This window comes from Bisbaumannia salifodinae, assembly GCF_055388505.1.
The window spans coordinates 1,665,137-1,687,478 of record NZ_AP043781.1 but is presented as its reverse complement, the minus strand read 5'-3'; the positions used below and the strand labels follow the sequence as shown (position 1 = coordinate 1,687,478).

Annotated in this window: 24 protein-coding genes; 9 read left to right on the top strand and 15 right to left on the bottom strand. The window is 69.3% G+C overall.

The genetic code is table 11. The annotated features are described in order from the left end of the window. Window positions 1–17 precede the first annotated feature (17 nt). The 3 genes from ACZ5EF_RS07645 (at window position 18) to ACZ5EF_RS07635 (ending at window position 2,446) form a co-directional block, all read left to right on the top strand. Window positions 18–596: an OsmC family protein gene (locus tag ACZ5EF_RS07645; RefSeq protein ID WP_346064000.1), complete on the top strand. Its 579-nt coding sequence runs from the start codon at window positions 18–20 to the stop codon at window positions 594–596. After that, entirely contained in the window at window positions 593–1,909 is a 1,317-nt protein-coding gene (locus tag ACZ5EF_RS07640) for an NAD(P)-binding domain-containing protein (RefSeq protein WP_346063999.1), read from the top strand. Before ACZ5EF_RS07645 ends, ACZ5EF_RS07640 begins: the two co-directional genes overlap by 4 nt. A gap of 159 nt (window positions 1,910–2,068) precedes the next feature. Beyond that, window positions 2,069–2,446 (top strand): hypothetical protein, encoded by a 378-nt coding sequence (locus tag ACZ5EF_RS07635; RefSeq protein ID WP_346063998.1) that lies wholly within the window; start codon window positions 2,069–2,071, stop codon window positions 2,444–2,446. Between the two features lie 139 nt (window positions 2,447–2,585). Here ACZ5EF_RS07635 and ACZ5EF_RS07630 read toward each other — a convergent pair whose 3' ends face one another. The 9 genes from ACZ5EF_RS07630 to ACZ5EF_RS07590 form a co-directional block, all read right to left on the bottom strand. Continuing rightward, on the bottom strand, window positions 2,586–2,747 hold the full coding sequence (locus ACZ5EF_RS07630; RefSeq protein WP_346063997.1) for a globin family protein: 162 nt from the start codon (window positions 2,745–2,747) through the stop codon (window positions 2,586–2,588). 90 nt (window positions 2,748–2,837) lie between these two features. Continuing rightward, window positions 2,838–3,671 (bottom strand): alpha/beta fold hydrolase, encoded by an 834-nt coding sequence (locus tag ACZ5EF_RS07625; protein ID WP_346063996.1) that lies wholly within the window; start codon window positions 3,669–3,671, stop codon window positions 2,838–2,840. A 124-nt stretch (window positions 3,672–3,795) separates the two neighbouring features. Continuing rightward, window positions 3,796–3,957, bottom strand: a complete 162-nt coding sequence (locus tag ACZ5EF_RS07620) for a response regulator transcription factor (RefSeq protein ID WP_464123201.1) — start codon at window positions 3,955–3,957, stop codon at window positions 3,796–3,798. A gap of 221 nt (window positions 3,958–4,178) precedes the next feature. Beyond that, the gene (locus ACZ5EF_RS07615) at window positions 4,179–4,745 is read right to left on the bottom strand and encodes a class I SAM-dependent methyltransferase (RefSeq protein WP_346063995.1); all 567 of its coding nucleotides are present in this window, start codon (window positions 4,743–4,745) and stop codon (window positions 4,179–4,181) included. Next, complete coding sequence (locus tag ACZ5EF_RS07610; protein WP_346063994.1) at window positions 4,742–4,960, bottom strand: methyltransferase domain-containing protein; 219 nt, start codon at window positions 4,958–4,960, stop codon at window positions 4,742–4,744. The genes ACZ5EF_RS07615 and ACZ5EF_RS07610 overlap by 4 nt, the downstream gene beginning before the upstream one ends. A 176-nt stretch (window positions 4,961–5,136) precedes the next feature. Next, window positions 5,137–5,268, bottom strand: coding sequence for a hypothetical protein (locus ACZ5EF_RS07605; protein ID WP_346063993.1), 132 nt, complete (start codon window positions 5,266–5,268; stop codon window positions 5,137–5,139). A 311-nt stretch (window positions 5,269–5,579) separates the two neighbouring features. Beyond that, a complete protein-coding gene (locus tag ACZ5EF_RS07600) occupies window positions 5,580–6,746 on the bottom strand; it encodes an alpha/beta hydrolase family protein (RefSeq protein ID WP_346063992.1) in 1,167 nt (388 codons plus the stop codon). Window positions 6,747–6,795: 49 nt separating this feature from the next. After that, a complete protein-coding gene (locus ACZ5EF_RS07595) occupies window positions 6,796–7,668 on the bottom strand; it encodes a class I SAM-dependent methyltransferase (protein ID WP_346063991.1) in 873 nt (290 codons plus the stop codon). 157 nt (window positions 7,669–7,825) lie between these two features. Further along, window positions 7,826–9,862 (bottom strand): BTAD domain-containing putative transcriptional regulator, encoded by a 2,037-nt coding sequence (locus ACZ5EF_RS07590; protein ID WP_346063990.1) that lies wholly within the window; start codon window positions 9,860–9,862, stop codon window positions 7,826–7,828. 176 nt (window positions 9,863–10,038) lie between these two features. Here ACZ5EF_RS07590 and ACZ5EF_RS07585 point away from each other — a divergent pair, with 176 nt between their 5' ends. After that, window positions 10,039–11,460 carry an FAD-binding oxidoreductase gene (locus ACZ5EF_RS07585; protein WP_346063989.1) on the top strand — a complete coding sequence of 474 codons (1,422 nt, stop codon included), beginning with the start codon at window positions 10,039–10,041 and terminating at the stop codon, window positions 11,458–11,460. A 96-nt stretch (window positions 11,461–11,556) separates the two neighbouring features. On the opposite strand, the gene ACZ5EF_RS07580 is transcribed toward ACZ5EF_RS07585, so the two are convergent. Beyond that, window positions 11,557–12,444: a helix-turn-helix transcriptional regulator gene (locus ACZ5EF_RS07580; protein ID WP_346063988.1), complete on the bottom strand. Its 888-nt coding sequence runs from the start codon at window positions 12,442–12,444 to the stop codon at window positions 11,557–11,559. A gap of 237 nt (window positions 12,445–12,681) precedes the next feature. Here ACZ5EF_RS07580 and ACZ5EF_RS07575 point away from each other — a divergent pair, with 237 nt between their 5' ends. From ACZ5EF_RS07575 to ACZ5EF_RS07555, 5 genes are all read left to right on the top strand, one after another. Continuing rightward, window positions 12,682–13,386 (top strand): ABC transporter permease, encoded by a 705-nt coding sequence (locus ACZ5EF_RS07575; RefSeq protein ID WP_346063987.1) that lies wholly within the window; start codon window positions 12,682–12,684, stop codon window positions 13,384–13,386. Beyond that, window positions 13,383–14,123, top strand: a complete 741-nt coding sequence (locus ACZ5EF_RS07570; RefSeq protein WP_346063986.1) for an ATP-binding cassette domain-containing protein — start codon at window positions 13,383–13,385, stop codon at window positions 14,121–14,123. The genes ACZ5EF_RS07575 and ACZ5EF_RS07570 overlap by 4 nt, the downstream gene beginning before the upstream one ends. 26 nt (window positions 14,124–14,149) lie before the next feature. Continuing rightward, window positions 14,150–14,962: an ABC transporter substrate-binding protein gene (locus ACZ5EF_RS07565; RefSeq protein ID WP_346063985.1), complete on the top strand. Its 813-nt coding sequence runs from the start codon at window positions 14,150–14,152 to the stop codon at window positions 14,960–14,962. 121 nt (window positions 14,963–15,083) lie between these two features. Then, window positions 15,084–15,758, top strand: coding sequence for a response regulator transcription factor (locus ACZ5EF_RS07560; RefSeq protein ID WP_346063984.1), 675 nt, complete (start codon window positions 15,084–15,086; stop codon window positions 15,756–15,758). Beyond that, entirely contained in the window at window positions 15,755–17,158 is a 1,404-nt protein-coding gene (locus tag ACZ5EF_RS07555; protein ID WP_346063983.1) for a sensor histidine kinase, read from the top strand. Before ACZ5EF_RS07560 ends, ACZ5EF_RS07555 begins: the two co-directional genes overlap by 4 nt. On the opposite strand, the gene ACZ5EF_RS07550 is transcribed toward ACZ5EF_RS07555, so the two are convergent. The 5 genes from ACZ5EF_RS07550 to ACZ5EF_RS07530 all read right to left on the bottom strand — a co-directional run bounded on the left by ACZ5EF_RS07550 (window position 17,097) and on the right by ACZ5EF_RS07530 (window position 22,244). Continuing rightward, complete coding sequence (locus tag ACZ5EF_RS07550; protein WP_346063982.1) at window positions 17,097–18,122, bottom strand: AbrB family transcriptional regulator; 1,026 nt, start codon at window positions 18,120–18,122, stop codon at window positions 17,097–17,099. The genes ACZ5EF_RS07555 and ACZ5EF_RS07550 overlap by 62 nt on opposite strands. Window positions 18,123–18,125: 3 nt before the next feature. Continuing rightward, window positions 18,126–19,634 carry a tripartite tricarboxylate transporter permease gene (locus tag ACZ5EF_RS07545; protein ID WP_346063981.1) on the bottom strand — a complete coding sequence of 503 codons (1,509 nt, stop codon included), beginning with the start codon at window positions 19,632–19,634 and terminating at the stop codon, window positions 18,126–18,128. A gap of 12 nt (window positions 19,635–19,646) precedes the next feature. Next, window positions 19,647–20,102: a tripartite tricarboxylate transporter TctB family protein gene (locus ACZ5EF_RS07540; RefSeq protein ID WP_346063980.1), complete on the bottom strand. Its 456-nt coding sequence runs from the start codon at window positions 20,100–20,102 to the stop codon at window positions 19,647–19,649. Between the two features lie 56 nt (window positions 20,103–20,158). Continuing rightward, the gene (locus tag ACZ5EF_RS07535) at window positions 20,159–21,157 is read right to left on the bottom strand and encodes a Bug family tripartite tricarboxylate transporter substrate binding protein (RefSeq protein WP_346063979.1); all 999 of its coding nucleotides are present in this window, start codon (window positions 21,155–21,157) and stop codon (window positions 20,159–20,161) included. Window positions 21,158–21,275: 118 nt separating this feature from the next. Next, a complete protein-coding gene (locus ACZ5EF_RS07530) occupies window positions 21,276–22,244 on the bottom strand; it encodes a LysR family transcriptional regulator (protein WP_346063978.1) in 969 nt (322 codons plus the stop codon). Between the last annotated feature and the right edge of the window lie 98 nt (window positions 22,245–22,342).

Sequence of the window (22,342 nt, the reverse complement as noted above, 5' to 3'; positions counted from 1 at the left end):
AACCGAGGAGCGATCCCATGCACACCGCGACCCCCACCATCGACGAGACCATCGACAACGGCGTCAACGTCGGCGCCCTGCTCGAGGCCCGCGAGGCCCTGGCCCAGGCCCAGGCCCCCGAGGCCGCCCGCTTCACCTGGCGCGCCCATTGCGACTGGGTAGGCGGCACCCACAGCCGCATCGCCGTGGAGGACTTCCACGGCCTCGGCGAGACCCAGCACCACCAGTCAGGCTTCACCTTCGCGGTGGACCACCCGGCGGTGTTCGCCGCCGCGGATCACGGCCCCACCCCGGTGGAGTACGTACTGATCGGCCTGGCCGGCTGCCTGACCGCCGGGATCGCCGCCGTGGCACAGCATCGCGGCATCCAGCTGCGCTCGATCCGGGCCCGCGTCGAGGGTGACATGGACATCCAGGGCATCCTCGGCATGGACCCCGAGGTGCGCAACGGCTTCGACGACGTGCGCGTGACCTACGAGATCGACGCCGACGCCAGCCGCGCGGAGATCGAGGCGCTGGTCGCCCAGTCCCAGAAGCGCTCGGCGGTCTATGACCTGCTCACCAACCCCACCCGGGTCCGGGTGGCGCTGGCATGATCCCCCGGGCCTCGCGCCCGCCGCATCGCCCGGCCCGCGCCGTGACCGTCCTGGTCATCGGCGCGGGACACGCCGGGCTCGCCATGGGCCACCACCTGGCGCGGCGCGGCATCGACCATGCGCTCCTGGAACAGGGCGAGGTGGCCCACGCCTGGCGACACCAGCGCTGGGACTCGCTGCGCCTGCTCACCCCCAACTGGCAGTGCCGACTCCCCGGCCAGGCCTATGCGGGCCCCGACCCCGAGGGGTTCATGGGCAAGACGGAGCTGATCGCCTTCCTCGACGACTACGCCCGCGGCCTGGCCTCGCCGATCCATACCGGCACCCGGGTGACGGCGCTGCGGACGGACGATAACGGCTACCGAGTGGAGACCGATCGAGGCAGCTGGCGCTGCCGGGCGGTGGTGATCGCCACCGGCGCCACCCAGTTGCCGGTGATCCCCGCCCTGGCCGCGGCCCTGCCCCCCTGGATCACCCAATCGAGCGCCCTGACCTATCGTCGTCCGGAGCAACTCCCGCCGGGCGGGGTGCTGGTGGTGGGGGCCTCGGCCAGCGGCGTGCAGCTGGCCGACGAGCTGCGGCGCAGCGGCCGGCCGGTGACCCTGGCGGTGGGCGAACACCTGCGCCTGCCGCGGCGCTACCGCGGCCGGGATATCCAGTGGTGGCTGGAGCACGCCGGCCTGCTCGACCAGCGCTTCGATGAGGTGGAGGACCTGGCGCGGGCGCGGCGCCGGCCCTCCCCCCAGCTGGTGGGCGGCCCCGCCCCCCGCGACCTGGACCTCAACGCCCTGAGCGCGAAGGGCGTGCGCCTGGTGGGGCGGCTGGTGGGGCTTGACGGCAGCCGGCTGCAGTTCGCCGGCTCCCTGGCCATGCACGCTGCCTCGGCGGACCTCAAGCTGGGTCGGCTGCTCGACCAGCTGGACGCCTGGGCGCTGGCCCACGGCTGGCACGACGCCCTGCCCGCCCCCGAGCGCCCGGCGCCGACGCGGCTGCCGGCGCACCCCTGCCTGGGCCTCGACCTGGCCGACGGCGAAATCCAGACGGTGCTCTGGGCCACCGGCTTCCGGCCGGACTTTTCCTGGCTCCGGGTCCCGGTACTCGATGCCCGGGGGCGCCTCAAGCACCACGGCGGAGTGGTGGCCCCGGGGCTCTATGTCCTGGGCCTGCCCTTCCTGCGCCGGCGCAAGTCGGGGGTCATCCACGGCGCCGCTGACGATGCCCGGGAGCTCGGCGACCACCTGGCCGCCTGGCTGGCCCATGGCCATCACTGGGAATCGCTCCGGCAGCACCCGAACGCCACGCGCTTCGCCTGACCGCGTGCAGCGGCCCGTGCGCCTGGCCGAGAGGGTGTCGCACCACCGAGGGAGACCGAACGGGTGGGCCGGTTGTCGGCGGCCGGCCGCCTGCCTACCCTTTCCTGCAGGGCCCCTCGTTCCGCCTTGGCTCCACCTTCGGCAAGGGAGACCTCCGGTATGTCCCTACCCCTCGTCTACGTCGACACGTCCAGGGTTCGCGACGGCAAACTCGAGGCGCTCGAGGCGGCCATGACGCACCTGGCCGCATTCGTGGAATCCCACGTGCCCCGACTCCTCTCCTACGGCTTCTTCCTGGACCAGACGCGAACACGGATGACCGTGGTGGCCATCCATCCCGACGCCGACTCGCTGCGCTTCCACCTCGACGAGGCCGGCGCGGAATTTCGCAAGTTTGCCGAACTTATCGAGCTCTCGCGCATCGACGTCTACGGCCAGGTCAGTGACGCCGTACTCGAACGCCTGCACAACAAGGCTCGCCTGCTGGGTTCGGGCACCGTCAGCATCCATGACCATTACGCCGGGTGCAGCTGCTGAGCCCCCAGGAACATGACCGCCGGCGAGTCTCGACCAGCGGCGCGCCGGAGTCGCTCGGCATCACCGCACGGACCACGCCCCCCACGGCAAGGGCCCGACGCCATCACGCGCCGGGCCCCGTTACCTCGATGCCGCCTCGTCACACATGCAGGATCTCGTCCTTGAGCGAATAGGTGATGCCCAGCACCTCCTGACGGGTCTGGGGATCGACGCCATGGCGCTCGAGCACCTCCTGGATATCGTCCATGACCGCTAGGTACTCGGCCTCGCCGATGTTCATGCCACGGTGGGTCTCGAGCATGGTCTGGCGTGTCCACGCCCGAACGTTGCCCTCCTGCCCCCTGACTCTCGGGGCATGCCTGGATACGGCGGCCGGGGCGGATCGGCCCGGTCAGCCCCGTATGGCCCGCGCGAATTCCGCCAGTTCCGTATTGAACCGTTCGGGATCTTCCAGGAACGGCATGTGAGCAGCCGCTTCGTACCAGGACGCTTCGGCGGTTGGACACACTCCCAGGATGTGCTCGGCCATGGCAGGCAGGGCATGTTGGTCCAGCCTACCCTGCGACACCAGTACCGGCACCTGCAGGTGCCGAAGGATATCGTCAGAATCGATCTCCCTCATCAGCATGGCCCCTCGAACTTCAGGAGGAACGACGATGTTGTATGCCAAGGCATACTCGAAATCCACCTCCGTCATGGGGCTGGCGACCAAGGCGCGAATGAATTGCCGAATGGCCTCGATATTGGTCGGCAAATCCGGCTGCGTCGCTGCCTCGACATGGCTCAGCAAACCAGGGCCGTACAGCGTTCTCATGATTGATTCGGTGAGCTTCACCCCGGCACCGACATAGTTCACCCCCGATATGCCCGAGCTTCCATAAGCACGGACATAGTCGCCGATGATGAAACCGCCATAGGACCATCCGACCAGCACGGGGCGATCGAGATGCAGCGCCTCCATGATGGCGGCGATGTCATCCGCCCAGAGTTGGGCATCGGTATAGTGATCGGCTTCCAACGGGGCATCGGACATCCCATGGCCGCGCAAATCCATTGCCACTAAGCGAAACTCATCCGCCAAGAAGCTTTCATACTGGTATCTCCAGGCCAGATGGCTACTGGACCAACCATGAATGAAGACCACCGGAATTCCTGAAGGGGCCCCCCATTCACGCACGTGCAAGCGCAAGTTCCCCCCACCTGAAACCTCATGCTGAATTTCCATGAAAAGCCTCCACAGAGTGTTCAACATTGCCTTCATCATCATGGTTCGAAAGAGGGCAATTGAAAATGGGAAAAGTGTCCTTTAGCGTCCACCGCCCTGCTTGAATCCGGGACATCCGCCCCGGTCAGGCATCGAGGCCATGGTCACGCACCAGGAAAATGGCTTGGGCACGGCTGTGCACGCCTAGCTTGCTGAATCGGTGGGATATGTGGTTACGAACGGCCTTTTCACTGATGTGGAGGCGATCGGCGATCTCGACGTTGGTCAAACCGTCCGTGATCCCCATGAGGATCGGCGATCTCAAGTTCCAAGTGCAACGCTATTGCAGGGTGGACTGGCCCGCGACCGGCCACGGCCCGGTCAACGAGTGTCGTTCGACCATGATCGACGCCTTCCTCGACGATCCCTACGCCGAGGTCGACGACAGAGCTGCAAGGACGAGGTCGCCCTGGAATCCTGAGTGATCGAACCGCCGCGGTAACACGGGCCGACCCGAGCGCTGCGCGCTCAAGCGTGTGGCTTGTGCGCGGTCATGGTCCAGGAGCTCGAGCCCATGACGATCTTGCCATCCTGCTCGAAGGGGGCGAGGGCCTGGCGCAGTGCCTCCTCGATCTGCGGGCGCTGCCGCTCGGCCTCCTCGCCGGCCTCGCGGAACACCTCCCCGGCCGGCCCCAGGGCGAGCTGGAAGCGCATGGCGTTTTCCACCGAGTCGCCCACCTCCACCGGCCCGTCGTTGCGCTCGAAGGCGATGTTCGCGAAGCCGGCGATCTCCAGCTGCTGGGTGACCACCCCCGGGTTGGCCATGGAGAAGGGTCCCGGGCCACAGGTGCGGGCGTCCTCGCCGGGCGGCGGCAGGAAGTCCAGGACCACCTGCCGGGGCAGGCCGAGCCAGGGGTTGTCCTCGATATCGCGCCAGACGATGAACATCAGCTCGCCGCCCGGCTTGAGCGCCTTGTGCACGTTGCGCATGGCCACCACCGGATGCTCGAAGAACATCATGCCGAAGCGCGAGAAGCACAGGTCGTATGCCGGCTCGAAGGGGTAGTGCTCGACGTCGGCGGCGATGAAGCTCACGTTGTCGACGCCCGCCGCCGCGGCGCGGCGCCGGGCGTCCTCCAGGAACTGTCCAGGCCCAGCACCTCGCCTTCGGGGCCGGTCCGGCGCGCCAAAGCGATGGAGGTGTCGCCCCAGCCGCAGCCGCAGCCGCAGCCGACATCGAGGATCCGGCTGCCCGGGGCGATCTCGAGTCGCTCGAGCGGCACCCGACTGTGGTAGCTCAGGCCGTTCATCAGGATGTCCTGGAAGCGATCGAACTTCTCGGCCAGGGTGTCGTTCCAGAACTCGACGTATTCGCTGGCGGGTTGCGTGGTCGTCTACATGGCGTACCTCCAAGATGGGAGCCATGAATGTCGTGGCGCCGCGGGACGGCGACAGGGCATGTCGGTCGCCACGTCCCGCCGCCTACCTACAGTTCTAGCAGTTCGAGCTCCTTTCTGCGGGGCAGCGGATAGAGGGCGATATGCCGCTCGGGATGGAAGCGCTCGGGGTCGCCAATGGCCGACTGGAAGACGTTGACCACCGCCTCGCACTGGGGCACCGGGGTACCGCCGATGGAGCGGAACAGGATCGGCCAGCCCCTGCTCCACGCTGGGCCGTTTCAGGGACAAGAGGTCGTCATCGAAGGATGAGCCCAGCGTCATGAGCCCGAAGACCTCCAGCGTGCATCAGATATCTGGCGCGGACGATTCCCGATGCCACCGGGCCCCATGTCGCCCAACCACAGAACCCGCCGACGCCGAACTGAACTGCCCTCGCTCAGGCCGGCTCGGCAATGGGGCACCCCACGCTAAGCGACTCGATCGGCGCGGCCGGGAAGTCGCGGAAGGCAGCATCCGCCCGGCCCCGGCGTCAGCGCGCTTCCCCCAGCCGCAGCAGATGATAAATCGCCCGCCACAACTCCCAGCCGTCGCGCCACCCCGCCCTGACCTCCACATGCCCCAGTCCCCCGGCTTCGAACAGGCGGGCCTGGCCGGCCGGGAGCGCATCGCGCAGACGCCGCGAGTGGCTGATGGGGATGACCCGGTCGTCCGGCCCATGAATCAGGACCAGCCGCGCCTCGAGCGCATCGAGCTCGCGGGCCGAGAGGTCGAGGGCGGCGAACTGCTCGCGCAGGGGGCGCGGCAGCGCCTCGATCAGCCTTGCCACCCGGGCCGGATCCCGGTTGCTGACCAGCTCATACAGGGCCCTTCCCTGGGGGCCGAGCCCACGGACCTCGGCCGGCGAAGCATCGTCGCCGGCCAGGCGGCGGCGTGCCATGGCTTCCAGCCTCGCCCGGTCCCCGGCGTCCTCCAAGCGGTGCAGCTGGCTCAGCAGCACCATCCAGCGCGCCTCGCGCTGAGGCGGCGGGGGGTGCCGGCCGCCTCCGCCGCGATCTTCCCCGGTGGTGACGTAGCGAAGCATATCGGTGAGGTCGTAGTACCCGCCCACGGCGATCACGAAGCGTACCCGGTGAGCGGTGTCCGGCCGCATGGCGGCGAGAATCGCCGGTCCCACCGCGAAGCTGATGGCGGCGAGCCCGGTGCCCGACTCCGCCGCCGGCACCGTCGTCGTGGCGTGGTGGATCACGGCGGCGATCCGCTCCACCTCGCGGGTGCCCACGGAGAAGTCTCGCAACCCTTGCAGTTCCGGCACGATCACCGTGAAACCGGCGCGGGCCAGCGTCCGTGCCAGGGCCACCAGGCGGGGATCACGACGCCCCGCCTCAGTGAAGCCATGCACCAGGATCAGGGCGCCGCGACGCGGCTCGGCCGGGCGGTAGAGGTCCACCGCCTGGTCGCGACCCGCCACCGCATAGGTCATCTCCTCGCGCACCGGCGCCGGGGTATGGCGTTTCAGATGGCTCGGGCCATCAACCGCGGCGAGGTCATGCAGCACCAGCAGCGCCTCCTGGCCCCGCCCCAGAGTGGTACACCCGGACAGCAGGCCGAGCCCGGCCACGAACCACAGGCCGAGGAGCCCCCGGGCGAGCCCCGCGCCGGGGCGTGCCGGGGTTCCGGTGACACCGAACCAGTGCATCGTCGAGCTCCTCAAGCCGGGGGACGGATGGCCGGGCCGGTCGCGTGGCTCAGGCGCCTCCCGGCTTGCGGGCGGTAATCGTCCAGGAACTGGAGCCCATAACGATCCTGCCGTCCTGCTCATAGGGGGCCAGGGCCTGGCGCAGCGCCTCCTCGATCTCGGGGCGCTGGCGCTCGGCCTCCTCCCCCGCCTCGCGGAACACCTCACCGGCCGGCCCCAGGGCGAGCTGGAAGCGCATGGCGTTCTCCACCGAGTCGCCCACTTCCACCGGCCCGTCGTTGCGCTCGAAGGCGATCGCCTCGAAGCCGGCGATCTCCAGCTGCTGGGTGACCACCTCGGGATTGGCCATGGAGAAGGGCCCCGGGCCACAGGTGCGGGCGTCCTCACCGGGGGGCGGCAGGAAATCCAGCACCACCTGCTTGGGCAGGCCCAGCCAGGGGTTGTCGGCGATATCGCGCCAGACGATAAACATCAGCTCGCCGCCCGGCTTGAGGGCCTTGTGGACATTGCGCATGGCCGCCACCGGATGCTCGAAGAACATCATGCCGAAGCGCGAGAAGCAGAGGTCGTATTCCGGTTCGAAGGGGTAGCGCTCCACGTCGGCAGCCACGAAGGTGACGTTGTCGATGCCCTCCGCCGCGGCGCGTCGTCGGGCATCCTCGAGGAACTGCTCGACGCAGTCCAGGCCCAGTACCTCGCCCCGGGGGCCGGTCCGGCGTGCCAACGCGATGGCGGTATCGCCCCAGCCGCAGCCGACGTCGAGGATCCGGCTGCCCGGTGCGAGGGAGAGGTGGTCGAGGGGCACCCGGCTATGGTAGCTCAGGCCGTTCATCAGGATATTCTGGAAGCGATCGAACTTCTCGGCCAGGGTGTCGTTCCAGAACTCGACGTACTCGCTGGCCGCTGGTGGGGTCTGGTTCATGGCACACCTCCGCATGGGAGCCATGGGTGACACGACGCCGAGGCGCCGCCGGTCGGCGGCGGGACATCGCCTTTCCCTCGTCTCGCCGCCTCCCTATCAGTTCTAGCAGTCAGGGACTTATTGCGCGGCCCAGGCCCTGACGGCTCGACGGGCCGGCCTAGTCGAACCCCGCCCGACGCAGCCCCTCCAGATAGTGCTCGGCATCGGCGTCGCGCCGGTAGGGATCGAGCGCGGCCAGCCATTCCAGGCAGCCGATATGGGCGGGGAAGGTGCCGCGGGCCAGTTGATAACGGTAGTGCCGATAAACGGTATCGCGGTGGTGGCGGCCCTGCTCGAGCTGGCCGAGATGGGCATGGGCCGCGGCGAGGAAGGCCGGCGTATTGCAGAAGGCCTGGGGCGCCGAGGCCAGGGTGTCGATGGCCTCGCCATAGCGCCGAGCGCTGAAGAAGGCGATCCCGGCCATGCCGGCGTACCACTCCGGCCGGTAGGGGGCCAGGCGCAGCGCCTTGCGCGCCGCCTCCACCCCGCGTTCGGGGTCGCCGATCAAGGCCAGGGCGAAGGAGGCATGGGCGAGCACGTCGGCATCGTTGGGATTGAGGGCGAGGGCCAGCGTCAGCTCCCGGTCGGCGGCCTCGTAGCGCCGTGCGTAGAGCTCGGCCAGGCCCAGCATGCAGTGGGCACGATGATCGTGCTCGTCCAGGGCGACCGCCTGGCGGCCGAGCGCCAGGGCCTCGTCCTGGAGGAATACCCAGTGCTGCCAGGCGTAGCAGGCCCATTCATCCAAGTGCGCCAGGGCCAGCCCGACGTAGGCCCGGGCGAACCGCGGGTCCCGGGCCAGTGCCTGCCGGAAGCAGCGCCGCGCCTCCTGGATCGCCGGCAGGTCCGGGTGGCGCAGGGCATGCCAGCCGCGCAGCCAGAGGTCATAGGCCTGCCAGTCCCGGGGCGGGATCCGCCGGGTCCGGGTCAGGCGGTCATCCTCGATCCGCCCGACCAGGCGACCGACGAGTTGCGCAACGATCTCGTCCTGTACCGCGAAGAGCTCGTCGCGCCGGCAGTCGTAGCGCTCCGCCCAGACCTGGCGCCCCCCTTCGGTCGCCAGCAGGCGGGCGGTGAGCCGCAGCCCCTCTCCGAAGCCGCGCAGCCGCCCGTCGAGGAGATAATCGACGCCGAGTTCGCGACCGATCCGTTCCCGGCTGGCCCCGCTATGGCGATAGGCCAGGGCGCTGGCCGGGGCGATCACCTCGAGCTCACGAAAGCGACCCAGCTCGGTGGCGATATCTTCGGCCAGGCCCTCACCCAGGTGACGCAACCCCTCCTCGGCCGGCTCCAGGGCCAGGACGGCCAGCGCCGGCAGCCCGGAGGGCTCGCCGCGGCGCCACCGGCGTGCCGCGGCGGCGGCCGCGATCACCTCGGGACGCTCGGGCAGGTCGTCGCTTTCCCACGCCAGGTCGGTTGCATCGCCCGGCAGCAGCGCCAGCAGCTCCTGCCGTAATCGTTCGGTCTGCGGGGCGGGGGTGGCGCCGAGTTCATCGGCGAGCCGTTCGCCGAAGCGTCGATACTGCGCGAGCGCCGCCCCGATCCGGTCCTGGTAGAGGTAGAGGCGCATCAGCACGCGCAGCACCCCTTCATCCAAGGGGTCATCCGCCAGCAACCGCAGGGCGAGCTGGATCCCCGGGTCGATGGCGCCGGTGATGACATAGTGGTCGAGCAAGCGGCGCATCAGTTGCTGCCGCTGCTCCTCCAGGCGACAGCGTTGGGCCAGCAGCCACGCCTCGTAGGCGTCGCCGCAGTCGGCCATGCCCTCCAGGAAGGGGCCACGATACTGGGCGAGCGCCCGTTCCAGGGTCTCCGGGGTGCCATCGGCCACCCGCCGCTCGAACGTCTCCAGATCGACCTCGAACGCCTGCGGCTCCACGACCACCTCCCGGGCGCCGATGATCAGGCCGTCGCGCACCGCCGGCGGCAACGCATGCCGCAGCCGGGACAGCGCCTGGCGCAGGTTGGCCCGGGCCCGTGACTCCGCCATGTCGTCCCACAGCAGGCCAGCGAGCCGGTCCCGCGTCTCCCGCCGGGACGGGCTCGCCACCAGGTAGGCCAGCAGGGCCTCGACCTTGCGGGTCGGGAAGACGAGCGCCTGCCCGACCTGCGTATGGCAGGCGAACGGGCCCAGCAGCGAGGCATGCAGTCGAGTCATGGGTAGTCCTCCTGCCTCCAGCCTATCCCCGGATGCGGATCGCTGCCCGATTTCATTCCCTCGCCCGTCACGCCGTCGTCACGCTTGCGGGACGCTCACCCTGCTATGCCTGAGGCAAAGCCCCAGGGGGAAGCCGTTGCAAGCCGGCTCGATACCCCCAGGCCGGGAGGTGCGAGATGAAAGTTGCCGATATCGAGACAGGGCATGGCGCCCCGAACGCGAAGGACATTCACGACCTGGAACAGCGCCTGCACGGCGTCCTGATGCGACCGGGTGACGAGGGTTACGACGCGGCACGCCGAGTCTACAACGCCCAGCACGATCGCCGCCCCGCGCTGATCGTCCAGGCCGCGGATGTCGCCGACGTGATGGCCGGCGTGACCTTCGCCGGCGAGCACGACCTTCCCCTGGCCGTGCGCGGCGGCGGACACAGCGTGCCCGGCTTCGGGACCTGCGACGACGGCCTGGTCCTCTCCCTCGAGCGCATGCGCGGCATCCGGGTCGACCCCGAGCAACGCCGCGTGCGGGCCGAGGGCGGCTGCACCTGGGCCGACTTCAACCATGCCACCGCCGCCTTCGGCCTGGCGACCACCGGCGGCATCGTCTCCACCACCGGCATCGCCGGGCTGACGCTGGGCGGCGGCCTGGGATATCTGGCGCGGCGCTGCGGGCTGACCTGCGATAACCTGGTCTCGGCGGATCTGGTCACCGCCGAGGGCCACTTCCTGAGCTGCAGCGAAGGCCACCACGAGGAGCTGTTCTGGGCCATCCGCGGCGGTGGCGGCAATTTCGGCGTGGTCACCTCCTTCGAGTACCGCCTGCACGAGGTGGCCAATATCCTCGGCGGCCCGACCTTCTATCCGCTCGAGGCCGGGGTCCTCCAGGCCTACCGGGAGCTGATCACCGAGGCGCCCGAGGCGCTGGGGGCGATCCTCGGCATCACCCTGGCGCCACCGCTGCCCTTCGTCCCCGAGGCCTGGCACGGCCGGCCGGTGGTCGTGGTGCTGACCTGTTGGAGCGGACCCGCGGGCGAGGACGACGCGATACGCGAGCGGCTCGGCCGCCTCGGCCCCGTGCTGGGGCAGTTCGTCCAGCGCATGCCCTACCCGGTGATCAACACCCTGTTCGACGAGCTGCTACCCGCCGGGCTGCATCATTACTGGAAGGGCTGTTTCAGCCGGGAACTGAGCGACGCGGCGATCGCCGTGCACCTCGACTTCGGGGCCCGCATCCCCTGCCCACAGACCGCTACCCTGCTGTTCCCCATCGACGGGGCCTGCCGGCGCGTCGCCCCGGAGGCCACGGCGTTCGCCTACCGGGAGGCGACCTTCGCCACGGCCCTCGGGCCAAGCTGGCCGGATGCCCGCGACAGCGAGGCCAATATCGCCTGGGGACGGGCCTACTACCAGGCGCTGCGCCCCCACTCCCAGGCGGGTGGCTATGTGAACTTCATGTCCGCGGACGACACCGACCGGGTAGCCGCCAACTACCGGCAGAACCATGATCGCCTGGTCGCGCTCAAGACTCGCTTCGATCCGAGCAACCGATTTCGGCTCAATCACAACATTGCCCCCGGCGCCCCCTCCGACGATGCCTAAAAGCGCGTCCTTGGCATCGGAGCCCCCCCCCTCGGCGAGCAGGACTCCCGGGGCCGGCGCGAGGTGGGCCGGGGCGAAAACCGCGGCGCCTCCGGTTCAGGCGTTGTAGACCACCCGCCCCTGCTCGCTCAGGTCATAGCCGCCCAGAGCCGCCGCCCGCTCGGCGAAGCGCGGCTCCCGGGTAAAGGCCAGCAGGCGCTGGATCGGTGCCTCGAAATAGTCCCGGCGGCGCATCAGCAGATCGAAGGGCTCCCAGTGCAGGGGCAGGAAATCGACGCCCTGGCGGCGCGCCGCCGCCGCCACCCCCAGACCCACGTTCGCCTCTCCCTGGCGCACCGCCAGGGCCAGATCGTCCTCGCTCAGGGCCAGATGATGCGCGAAGCATAGCGCCTCGGCCTCGACACCCTGGCGCGCCAGCAGGTAGCGCAGCAGCCGTTCGGCCCCGGCGTCCGGCTGACGCCGGGCCACCACCACCCCCGGCCGGGTCAGGTCCGCCAGGCCGCGGATAGCGAGCGGATTGCCCGGGGCGATCAAGAGCCCCTGGCGGCGACGCCCCCAGCGCAGCGCCACCAGATCGCCCATGGCGCCCAGCCCCAGGCGCGCCGGATCATTGTAGGCGCCGCTTTCGGGGTCGAGCAGATGCACCCCGGCCAGCATCGCATCGCCCTCGGCCAGGCGTCGTACCCCGTCGCCGCTGCCGTGACAGAGCAGCGCCAGGTCGCAGCCGCTCTCGCGCACCGCCCACTCCAGCAGCGGGTCCTGGCTGCCCGCCAGCACCGGAGGCGCAGCGCGACGATCGGCCCGATCCCCCTCCAGGTGGTGCATCAGCCACAGGTCCAGGCTATGGCGGGGAAACAGCAGCTTGCCGGTGACCCGGGTGCAGGGGATCACCCCCTGGGCGGCCAGGTCGTAGAGCTTGCGCTCCTTCAGCCGCAGGTAGGCGGCCGCCTCAATGGTGGTCAGATAGGTCGCTGTAGATTCCATCCGGTTCCTCCCTTCGCCCTCGAGGCGCAGCTAATACCAGACGGCCGCCTCGGCGGTGGCCAGATAGGTCGGCTGGGGTTCCACGCCGGCGTCCTCTGGCCGTGTTCCCAGGGCGCCACCGAGCGTCGTATCGACGCCAGGCTTCGTCGTCTCACTGCATTATCCTGCATATTTTCCAGCATAGGATGCATCAACGCGAATTAATGCAGAAGATGCGAGAAGACCCAGGGAGACACGATGCCCACCTCCGATTCCGCCTTTATCACCGCCCTGAACCTGGTCCTCGGCCTGGACCCGGCCCTGCTGGCGATCGTCGCCCTGTCGCTGCAGGTGTCGCTGGCGGCGGTGCTGATCGCCGCCCTGATCGGCCTGCCCCTGGGCGCGGCCCTGGCGCTATGGCGCTTCCCTGGCCGCGGCCTGCTGATCGTGGTGCTCAATGCGCTGATGGGGCTGCCCCCCGTGGTGGCGGGCCTGGCGGTCTATCTGCTGCTCTCCCGGGCCGGCCCCCTGGGCCAGTTCGGCCTGCTGTTCACGCCCGGCGCCATGGTGGTCGCCCAGGTGGTGCTGATCCTGCCGATCATCGCCGCCCTGACCCGCCAGCAGGTCGAGGAGCTGCATGGCGAGTATGCCGAGCAGTTGACCTCCCTGGGGCTGACGCGGCTGAGGCGCATTCCCACCCTGCTGTGGGACGCCCGCCTGGGGCTGATCACCGTGGTACTGGCCGGTTTCGGCCGCGCCAGCGCCGAGGTGGGGGCGGTAATGATCGTCGGCGGCAATATCGATGGCGTCACCCGGGTGATGACCACCGCCATCGTGCTGGAGACCAGCAAGGGCAACCTGGCCCTGGCCCTGGGCCTCGGCCTGGTGCTGCTGGTGCTGGTGACCCTGATCAACGGCGCCGCCCACCTGCTGGGCGAGATGGCGCGGAGGCGGCTGGGATGACCACCCTGAATCAACTCCTGACCCAGGCCATCCCCCCGCTGGTCCTGGAGGAGGTAAGCTTTCGGCACCGCGGCCAGCCCCTGCTGGCCCCCGTGACCCTGCGCCTGGACGGCTGTCGCCGCACCCTGGTGATGGGCCCCAACGGCGCCGGCAAGAGCCTGCTGATGCGCCTGGCCCATGGCCTGCTGGTGCCCAGCCAGGGACGCCTCCACTGGGAGGGCGAGGCGCCGCGCCAGGCCATGGTCTTCCAGCGGCCGGTGCTGCTGCGGCGCTCGGCGCTGGCCAACCTCACCCATGCCCTGGCGGTCAAGGACACGCCCCGCCACCGCCGCAAGGCACTGGCCCGGGAGGCCCTCGAGCGCTTCGGCCTGGCCGCCCTGGAGGGGCGTCCCGCCCGGGTGCTCTCCGGCGGCGAACAACAGCGCCTGGCCCTGGCCCGGGCCTGGCTGCTGGAGCCTCGGGTGCTCTTCCTCGACGAGCCCACCTCGGCGCTGGACCCCGCCGCCATCCAGGCGGTGGAGGCCGCCGTCACGGAGTTCCACCGCCGCGGCACGCGAATCATCATGAGCAGCCACGACCTGCATCAGGCGCGGCGCCTGGCCGATGACGTCCTCTTCCTGTGTGGCGGACGGCTGCTGGAGCACACCCCCGCCGAACGTTTCTTCACGGCACCGACCTCGGCGGAGGCCCGGGCCTTTATCCGCGGCGAACTGGTGGTCTCGCCGCCCCCTCCCTAGTCCCCAGCCATACGAAAGGAAGCGCCATGAACCAGATCGCAGCGACACTCGCCGGCCTCGGCCTGCTCGGCCTATCCTCCGCCCTGTTCGCCCAGGAGGAGCCCCCCCATATCACCCTGGCCTCCACCACCTCCACCGAGAACTCGGGGCTCTTCGAGGTCATCCTGCCACGGTTCACCGAGGCCTCCGGCATCGAGGTGCGGGTCGTCGCCGTGGGCACCGGCCAGGCCTTCGAGCTGGCCCGCCGCGGCGACGCGGACGCCCTGCTGGTCCACGACACCAGCGGAGAGGAGCGTTTCGTCGCCGAGGGCTACGGCAGCGAGCGCGCCGATGTGATGTACAACGACTTCGTGCTGATCGGCCCCAGTGCCGACCCCGCCGAGGTCGCGGAGGCCGAGAGCATCCTCGATGCCCTGGTGCGAATCGCCGAGGCCGAGGCGCCCTTCGCCTCCCGCGGCGACGACAGCGGCACCCACCGCGCCGAGCAGCGCCTCTGGGAGGCCGCCGATATCACCCCCGCCGCCCCCTGGTACCGCGAGCTGGGCAGCGGCATGGGCCCGACCCTCAACACCGCCGCCGGCATGGACGCCTACGCGATGAGCGACCGCGCCACCTGGGTGGCCTTCGCCAACCCCCAGGACCTGACCCTGCTCTTCGAGGGCGACGAGCGTCTCTTCAACCAGTACGGCAGCGTGGTGATCGACGCCGAGCGCCACCCCCACCTCAAGCATGACCTGGCCGGCCAGTGGCACGCCTGGCTGCTCTCCGACGAGGGCCAGCGGGCCATCGCCGACTTCAGCGTCGACGGCCAGCAGCTGTTCTTCCCCAACGCCGACTAACGCTCTCCCACGGCGGCGCCCTCCCGGGCGTCGCTTCCTGTCGGCCGGCATCGCCGTAAGACCCGAGCCGCCCCATCGCGATATACTGCCCGCCTCGGCAACTCATGAGACGGGATGGCACGTGAAAGCGCTGGTAGTCGAAGACAACCCCAACCTGGCCACCTCCATCGCCACCTTCCTCACGGAGGCGGGCTTCCGGGTGGAGACCTGCGACGACGGCCAGGCCGCCGAGCAGTGGCTGCGCCACCTCTCTTTCGATTTGATCCTGCTCGACCTGGGGCTGCCCAACCTGGACGGCATCCACGTGCTGCGCCGGCTTCGCGCCCGCCAGGACAAGACGCCGGTGCTGATCATCTCGGCCCGGGACGACCTGGATCAGCGGGTATTGGGCCTGGAGGAAGGCGCCGACGACTACCTGGGCAAGCCCTTCTCCCTGGTGGAGGTGGTGGCCCGGGCCAAGGCCCTGGTGCGCCGCGCCAAGCAGTTCGGCGAGAGCAGCCTGCAGTGCGGCGGCCTGGAGCTGCCCCCGGACAGCCCCACCGTGCTGGTCGACGGCGAGGCGGTGGCGCTGCATCGCCGCGAGCGGGAGGTCCTCGAGTACCTGCTGATCAACCAGGGGCGCCTGGTCAGCAAGGCGCAGATCATCGACCGCCTCTCCGACCTGGACGATGCGATCACCCCTAGCGCCGTGGAGACCTATATTTCGCGCCTGCGCAAGAAGATCGGTGACGCCGCCCAGCTGCGCACCGTGCGCGGCCTCGGCTACCTCCTCGACGCCGGCGACCCGCGTCCATGAGCTCGATTCGCGCCCGCCTGCTGCTGTGGATCGGCCTGCCCTTCAGCCTGGTGGGCATCCTCACCCTGGTCTCCAGTCAGGTGGTGCTCTCCCGCCAGATCAACGAGACCTTCGATGCCATGCTGCTCAATGCCGCCGAGCGGGTGGAGCGGCGCATCCACTCGGTGGATGGCGAGCTGCGCATCAATATGCACTACTTCAGCATCAGCACCTTGGGCAGCCGCGGCGAGGGCAAGATCTTCTATCGCATCCGCGACGATGCCGGCCATATGCTGGCCGGCTTCGAGGGCCTGGAGGGCCCTCCCTCGGATGCCGCCACGCCGGCCTTCTACGATACCGACTATGCCGGCAACGAACTGCGCGCCGTGGCCACCAGCTTCCCGGTGGTCCGCGCCACCCGGAGTGGCCACATCGAGGTGATCGTGGCCGAATCCACCGAGGCCCGCGACAGCCTGATCAACGACTTCCTGCTGACCCTCTCGGGACTGACCGCCGTGGGCGGCCTGCTCGCCGTGACCATCGCCCTGCTGGCGATCCACCAGGGCCTGGCACCGCTGCGCGCCGTCAGCCGCGGCCTGCGCCAGCGCTCCCCCAATGACCTGGAGCCCATCGAGACCCGGGTGCCGCGGGAGGTCACCACCCTGGTGGCCAGCATCAACGGCCTGATGGCGCGGATGCGCCAGAGCATCCGCAATACCCAGCAGTTCAATGCCGATGTCTCCCACCAGCTGCGCACCCCGGTCTCGGAGATCCGCGCCCTGGCGGAGGTCACCGCGCGGCGCTGCGCGGACCCCACCCTGCGCCGCCCCCTGGAGGAGATCGAGCGTATCGCCGAGCAGGCCGGCTACACGGTGCAGCAGTTGCTGACCCTGGCCAAGACCCGCCACGAGCTGGTGGACACCCGGGCCCTGGTGCCGGTGGCCCTCGGCGAGGTGTGCCGTGAGGCCTGCGCCGAGGCGGCCGCGCGCATCTACCAGCGCGGGCAGGAGCTGGAGTTTATCGAGCAGCAGGCCGGCGAGGTGCTCGGCGATCCGGTGCGGCTGCGCTGGCTGGTGCAGAACCTGATCGAGAATGCCAGCCAGCACGCCGGCGGCGAGGCCCCCTATCGGGGCCCCATCCGGGTGCGGGTCTTCCAGCGGGAGGGGGCGCCGGCACTGAGCGTCGCCGACGACGGGGTGGGGGTGGCCGCCAACGACCTGGCCCGGCTCACCGAGCGCTTCTATCGGGCCAGCCCGGCGACCCCGGGCAGCGGCCTGGGCCTGGCCATCGTCGACGAGGTGGCCCGCGCCCACGGCGCCCGCCTCGACTTCACGAGTCTCCCGGGCCAGGGACTGACCGTCAGCGTCGTCTTTGCGCCGCGGCACGACGCCGGCGCGCCAGGGCGATCAGCGGCGGGGTAAGCAGGATCAAGAGCAGCAGGCGCAGCACATGGTGGGAGACCACATAGACCGGATCGATCTCCAGCGCCACGGCGATCACCGCCATCTCGCCGACGCCGCCGGGCAGCAGCGCCAGCAGCACCGCCGCGAAGGGCAAGTCCGTCAGGCTCGACACCCCCCAGGCGGTAATCAGGGCCATCACCACCGCATAGGCGCCGAACGCCAGGCCGTAGCGCCCCACCCGCAGCAGCCGCGACCAGCCGGTGCCCGAGAAACGCGAGCCCACCGAGCTGCCCAGGACCAGGAAGGTCAGGATCAGCAGCAGATCCGGCAACACAATCCCATGGCCGAGGCTGGCCATGGCCGCGCCCACGGCGATGGGCCCCAGGAACTCGGGGATCGGCAGACGCAGCAGCCGACCCAGCCAGGCGCAGGCCGGGGCCAGCGCCAGCAGGTAGAGATCCCCCCAGTGGAGGCCGTTGCCCTCCCCCAGGACCACCCCGCCGGCGAGGTGGCTGGCCAGCAAGGCGGCGGAGGCCACCACCATCACCAGGCGGATGGCATGGGTGATGGCGATCCAGCGCACGTCGGCGCCGAGGCGGTCGGCGAGGATGACGGCGCCGTTCATGCTGCCCGGAAAGGCGCAGAACAGCGCACTGAGCCGGCTCATGCCGCTCAGCGCGAAGAGCCAGCGCCCGCCCAGCAGCATCAGCCCCATATAGCCGAGCATGGCCAGCACGCTGGGGTACCACTCCAGCAGGTGCGACAGCTCGCCCAGGTCAATGCGGTTGCCGATAAACAGGCCGAGCATGGCGATGGCGCCACGATGCAGGCGCGGGTCGATGCCCGCCTTCGCCCCGGCCAGGGAGGCCGCCAGCACCAGGAACAGCGGCCCCAGCATCCAGGCCAGGGGCAAGGCGGCCAGGGTGGCCAGGCCGCCCCCCAGGCCGCCGATCAGCAGGGTCAGCAGGCTGCGCTTGAACATGGTTCAGGCGCCGGCGGCCGTCTTGCGCCCCCGGACCAGGCCCAGCAAGCGCTTGCCGAACAGCGACACCAGCAGTAGCGCCAGGATCAGCAGGGTCACCGGGCGCTCCAGCACATAGGCCAGGTCGCCGCCGCTGATCTGGTAGGAGTGCAGCAGGGATTTCTCCGCCATGGCCCCCAGCAGCATGCCGATCACCGCCGCCGGCACCGAATAGCCATAGTGGCGGAAGATCCAGCCGACCACCGCGAACACCAGCACCGTCACCGGCCCGGTCATGTTGCCGGTGAGGCCGAAGGAGCCCATCACCGCCAGCACCAGCACCGAGGGGATCAGGTAGCGCATCGGCACCTTGATGATATTGGCCAGCAGCGGGATAAACAGCAGGCCGATGACCAGCAGCAGGAACACCTGGGCGAAGTTGGCGAAGATGATGGCGTAGACCACGTCGGTCTGCTGGCGGATAAACTGCGGGCCGCCGGTGATGTTATGCATGGCGAAGGCCGCCAGCATCACCGCCGTGGCCCCGCCGCCGGGAATGCCCAGGGCCAGCAGGGTGGCCATGGAGCCCGCCTCCGAGGTGCTGTTGGCCGACTCCGAGGCCACCACGCCCTTGGGGTTGCCCTTGCCGAAGGAGGCCGGATCCTCGTCGCGGCGCTGGGTCTCCACGTAGGAGAGCAGGTTGGAGACCGAGGAACCGACCCCGGGCACCGCCCCCACGAAGACCCCGATCAGGCCGCCGCGGATCATCACCCAGGGGTAGCGGACGGCCAGCTTGAAGCCCTGGAAAATCTCCCCGAGCTTGACCTTGCGGGAGGCTTTCGACTCGACGATAAAGCCCTTGTTGGCCAGCTTGAACAGCTCCGAGGCGGCGAACATGCCCATCATGGCGGGAATCACCGGCACCCCGTCGAGCAGGTAGGTCTGCCCCATGGTGCCCCGCGCCATGCCCAGCTCGTTGAAGCCGATGGTGCCGATCAACAGCCCCACGAAGCCGGCCATCAGGCCCTTGAGCACCTGCTCGCCCTTGAGACTGGCGATCAGCGTCATGCCCCACAGGATCACCGCGAACATCTCCGCGGGCCCCAGCTTGAGCACCATCAGGGAGAGCGGCTGGATCATCACGAAGAGAATGACGTAGCCCATCAGGGTGCCGAGCACCGACGACACCAGGGCCACCCCCAGGGCCTGGTTGTGCTTGCCCTGGCGCGCCATGGGGTAGCCGTCGAAGGCGGTGGCGATGGCCGAGGAGGTGCCGGGGATATTCATCAGGATCGCCGGGATGCCGCTACCGAAGGAGCCCCCGGTGAAGATGGCGGTCAGGAACAGCATCGCCTGGACGAAATCCATGTACAGGGTCATCGGCAGGAAGATCGCCATGGCCATGGAGATCTGCAGCCCCGGGGTGGCGCCGAAGATCAGCCCGATGACGATGCCGGGCACCACCACCATCCAGGGGGAAAAGCTCGTGAAGAGCAGGGCCAGGCCCTGCTCGACGGCGACGAAATCGATCATGGTGTGACTCCCTTAGCCCGGTAGGATCAGCATATGCATGGGATAGGGCAGCATCTGCGCGAAGAAGAAGGCCACGCCGAAGCCGAAGGCCAGGCTGTAGCCCCCCAGCAGCGGCCAGTGGCGCTCGCCCTTGAGCACCAGGAAGGCGGCGATAAAGAGCACCGTGGCCACGTCGAAGCCCAGGGTCTCCAGCGACAGCACATAGGCGGCGAACAGCCCCACCACCGGCAGGGTGCGGTGCAGCGGCTCGCCCTCGCGCTCCTCGCGGACCAGCAGGGTGCCCTTCTTCAGGCGCATCCCCATCTCCAGAGCCACGATGGCCAGCACCACTAGGGAGAGCGGCAGGATCAACAGCAGGTTCTGTATGGCCGAGGAGACCCGGATGGCATCCAGCAGATACCAGAGGGTAAAGCCGGCCAAAGCCATGAGGACCAAGAGGTCCCCATAGTCGCGTTTGTTGGCGGTCATGGATGGACTCCAATCGCCCCCGGCCCACTCGCCGGGGGCGCATCATGCGGGAAGGATCAGTTGAGCAGGTCGGCGTAGGCCTCGAAGACCTCGAAGTTGGTGCGCATCAGCTCGTTGGAGCGCTCGGGGCCGACCCAGACGCCACCGATGTCATTGCCCTCGAGGTGCTCCTGGACCTCCTTGCGGGCCAGGGTGTTCTGGATCGCCTCGGAGAGGATCTCGTAGCGCTCCGGATACTGACGCTCGGTCTCGGCGGTCACCGCGAAGCCGCGCATGGATCCCTGCAGCACCGGCACCTCGATATCCATGGGGTCGAGTGCCTCGTTGATGGGCGGCGCATCCCACTGGTCGATGCGCTCGTCGCTGACGATGGCCAGCGGGGTCAGGAACTCGCGGATCCCCTCGCTGCCCTGGGCGCTGATGGAGGTGAAGTGCACCTGGCCGCCGGCCACCGCGGAACGCGCCTCGCCGCCGCTGTTGTAGGTCACCAGGTTGAGGTTCTCCTGGGGGATGCCCGCCTCCTCCAGCAGCAGCCGCACCATCAGGTGGCCGGCGGAGCCCTGCACCACCGAGCCACGTACCTCGCCGGGGTTATCGCGGATCGCCTCCAGCAGCGAGGGCAGGTCCTCGAAGCCGCTGTCCTTGTTGGCGGCGATCAGGTCCAGGTCGAACCACTGGAAGTTGATAAAGGAGAAGTCCTCGATGCCGTACTGGGCGCCTCCAGTGAGGATGGTGTTGGTCAGGTAGGGAGCGAAGGTGGAGGCGTAGACGGTATAGCCGTCGTCCAGACGCGACAGGATATAGTTCGCCGAGACCTGGGTGCCGGCGCCGGGACGGTTGGTGACCCGCACCGGCACGCCGAGCTCCTCGGCCAGGTAGGTGGAGACGGCCCGGGTCATGCGATCGGCGCTGCCCCCGGTGCCGAAGCCCACCACCAGGTCGATGGGACGATCCGGGTAATCACCGGCGGCCACCGGGGTGGTCATCGCCAGGGAGGCCAGCATGGCCGCCGCGGCGCCGGCCATCAGGGGCTTGGGAAGGAAGCGATCGAACATGGCGTGTATATCCTCGTTGTTAGATGGTCCCGGGTCGTCGCCCGGTAGCCGTGACTCTAGAGGACCAAGCTGTCACCAAGCTTGCATGGCGCCAATCTTCGACCAAGGTCTAAGCCACTCAGGACGCCGCGTCCGCCACCTCCAGGCGTCCCAGCAGCCCCGCCAGCTCGTTGCACAAGAAGCGCGACTCCACACACTCGCCCAGGTGCCCCTCGGCGAAGCGCAAAAAGCCCAGCGCCGCATGGGAGAGCCGGCGGTCGCGGCGCACGATAAATTGCCAGTGACTCTCCAGGGGCAGCCCCGCCACCGGCAGGATCACCAGGTCGGGATGCTCCGACGGCAGCACATGCTCGGAGAGCACGGCGAGCCCCATGCCGGAGGCCACGCCGACGCGAATCGCCTCGTTGCTGGCCATCTGCAGGGTCGGCCCCAGGGTCAGGCCCTGCTCCTGGAGCCAGCTGTCGAAGAGCATGCGGGTGGCCGAGCCCGGCTCGCGCAGCAGCATGCGCTCGCCGAGCAATTCGCTCATCGCCACCCGCTCGCGCCCGGCCAGGGGATGGTCCCGGGGCGCCACCGCCACCAGGGGGTTGCGCAGGAAGCGTCCCGCCACGGCATGGGCCAGGGAGGGCGGATGGCTGAACACATAGAGGTCGTCCTCCTGGCGCTCGAAGCGGGTCAGCATATGCCGGCGGTTGCCGATATGTACGGTCACGTCCACCTCGGGAAAGGCCTGGCTATAGGGGCCGAGCAGCCGCGGCAGCACGTACTGGGCGGTATTGACCAGGGCGATGGAGAAGCGCCCCCGCTCGCCGCCGCGCAGGGCCTCCAGGTAGTCGCCGAAGTCATCGAAGCGGCCCAGCACCTCGCGGCTGGCCCGGTAGAGCTCGGCGCCGGCCTCGGTGGGCGCGAGCCGCCCCTGGCGGCTCTCGAGCAGCGGCTCCCCCACTGTCTCGGCCAGCCGCTTGAGCTGCTGGGAGACGGTGGGCTGGGTCAGGTGCAGGCGCCGCGCCGCCTCGCTGACCGAGCCGGCGCCGACCACCGCAGCATAGACCTGCAACAGGCGAAAGGTCAGATGGCGACTGTTCATGACGCACCTCGTTCGGCGTATCTATAGATAATTATCTATAATGAATCATCCAACTCTTAATTGGTATCCATACCCCGGCCTAAGCACAATGCGCGGCG